The following is a 2,590-nucleotide window of genomic DNA, read 5'->3' as shown; positions in this document are numbered from 1 at the left end:
TATGCCGCGGCCAATGCCTACCTCGACGCGCTGGCCGACGATTTGCGCCGGCGTGGCGTACCAGCACTTGCGGTGAACTGGGGTGCTTGGGCGAAGCTGGGCTTAGCACAGTCACCAGGAGGGCGGCGTACTGTCGAGGAACTCGGTCGCCGCGGTATCCGGGAATTTGCGGCAACCACCGGCACTGCGGCGCTCGGACTTCTGCTCGAGGCAGGAATTGCCAACGCTGCGGTCGTTCCAGCTGACTGGTCTCGCTTTGGGATGACCGCTCGAGGCGTGCGATTGCCATCGCTCGTACAAGAACTTGCATCGCCGGGGATGCCAGCGGTGAAATCTCTCGAGCCCACCGTGCGTGCTTCGCTGGACGCTGCCGAGCCGGATCAGCGGGCGCCGATGTTCATCGAGCATTTGCAGGGTCTGTTGGCCAAGGTTCTGCGGTTGTCTCCGGACAAAGTTGACGTCGATGCGCCAATGGGCACACTCGGCCTCGAATCGCTTACCGCTCTGGAATTCCGTCGTTACATCGAGTCCAGTATCGGAATGCGCGTCCCGGCCATGGTCCTCTGGAGCCACTCGACCGTTGCAGCCCTGGCGCGGCATCTGCTTTCAAAGCTCTATGGTGATTCGGAAATCGCAGAGGCAGGACCCAATCGCGGCAATACCCACTGGCAAGCGACTTCCGCCATGGCTGCCATGAGTGACGAGGACGCCCTTCGGGCACTGATCGGCGCGGGCGAGCAATGACGACCATGCGAACAATGTCAGGCGCCAAGATCGCGTTGGCCGCGCTCAAACTGCGCGAGAAGACGCTGGATTTCGAGCTGGCCGCGGCGGAGCCGTTGGCGATCATCGGCATCGGCTGTCGTTTTGCGGGGGGCGTCACCGATACCGACTCGCTGTGGAAGTTGCTCGAATCTCGCCGGAATGTCGCAACCGAAGCGCCGCCTGACCGTTTCACGGCTGATGATCTACGCGGCACGATTCCAGACACGGCGCCGGACCTACTAAAAGGTGCATTCCTTGACGACATTGACCGCTTCGATGCGCATTATTTCGGCATCGCCCCGCGCGAGGCGGCCCACATGGATCCGCAGCAACGCATGCTGCTCGAGCTGTCTATCGAGGCCATCGAGGACGCAGGACTGCTGGCGGAGCGGCTGCGCGGCTCCGCCACCGGCGTATTCGCGGCTATATATAATCATGACTTCCTGCGGTATCAACATGCCGATGCGGACCAGATAGCTGCACACACCGCATCTGGTACCTCGCCTGCCATCGCCGCCGGGCGCATTTCGTTCCTGCTCGATCTGAGCGGGCCGGCGATCATCATCGATACCGCATGCTCTTCATCGCTGGTGGCGGCCCACCTCGCCTGCACGAGCCTGCGAAACCGGGAGTGCGACCTCGCGATCGTCGGCGGGGCCGGTTTGCTTCTTGGCCCGGAGACTTACCTGTCGCTGGGCAAGTGGGGTATGCTCGCGCCTGACGGCCGCTGCAAGACATTTGATGCGCGGGCGGATGGCTTCGGGCGCGGGGAGGGAGGCGCCGTCGTCATCATCAAGCGTCTCGCAGATGCGCTGCGTGACGGCGATAGGATACGCTCTATCATCCGCGGCACGGCTATCAACCAGGATGGGCGTAGCACCGATCTCACGGCGCCGAACGGCCTTGCCCAGCAGGATGTGATCCGTCGTGCGCTTCGTTCCGGCCAGGTGAGCGCCCGCGATATCGGGTATTTTGAGGCGCATGGCACCGGTACGCAGCTTGGCGACCCGATAGAGGTTGAGGCGCTTACCGAAGTGCTCGGTGATCGCTCGGACGATGCCATTCCTTGCGCGCTGTCGTCCATCAAGGCTAACGTTGGGCATCTTGAGGCAGCCGCCGGCGTCGCCGGCCTAATAAAGTCAACGCTCGTTCTGGAGCGTGCCGCGATCCCGCCGCAGGCACTGTTTGAGACACTCAATCCCCACCTCGATCTTGAGGGCTCACGCTTTTACGTTCCGACGCGACACACAGAATGGCCGCGCGGTCCCGTGCCGCGGCTGGCCGGCGTCAGTTCTTTCGGCTTCAGTGGCACGAACGCGCACGCGATCCTGGAGGAGCCGCCGCGGCTGCCTGCCGCGCCACCGATCAGCGCAGACAGACCGACTGCGCAACATCGCCTGCTTGTCGTCACGGCTAAAAGCGAGTCGGCGCTCCAGAGTCTCGCAGGGCGCTATGCTGATCGCGTGCTGAGTGAGCCCGACGAGATCGACGACATCTGCTTTACCGCGGCACTGCGCCGTTCTCACCACGACCATCGCCTTGCCGTGGTCGCGGAGGGGAGGCAGCAGCTGGCTGAATGTCTACATCAGTTCGCGATCGGAGCGCTCCCTGCGGGTGTAGCGAGCGGACGGCGCCAGCGTGCGCGCGATCCGCGGCCGGTATTCGTATTTAGTGGTCAGGGTCCGCAATGGCCGCGGATGGGACTTGAGTTGTTCGAGGCTGTTCCCGTGTTCCAGGAGGCGCTGAAGCAATGCGACGTTGAGCTGCGCCGGCACTGCGACATCGAGTTATAGAAAGAATTGGCGGAAAACGATGCGACCTCGCG

General features: G+C 63.2%; 2 protein-coding genes. Both read left to right on the top strand.

The window, feature by feature from the left end:
- A partial coding sequence (locus QOC89_RS27290) for a beta-ketoacyl reductase (protein ID WP_323047876.1) occupies positions 1-744 on the top strand: 744 nt, incomplete at its 5' end.
- A gap of 14 nt (positions 745-758) precedes the next feature.
- Positions 759-2,558, top strand: a complete 1,800-nt coding sequence (locus QOC89_RS27285; RefSeq protein WP_323047875.1) for a type I polyketide synthase — start codon at positions 759-761, stop codon at positions 2,556-2,558.
- The last annotated feature ends 32 nt before the right edge of the window (positions 2,559-2,590 follow it).

Origin of the sequence: Paraburkholderia sp. (genome assembly GCF_034668105.1) — a bacterium.
Lineage (GTDB): Bacteria > Pseudomonadota > Gammaproteobacteria > Burkholderiales > Burkholderiaceae > Paraburkholderia.
Note: the sequence above shows the minus strand (reverse complement) of the source record. Positions and strands in the feature narration are given on the sequence as shown.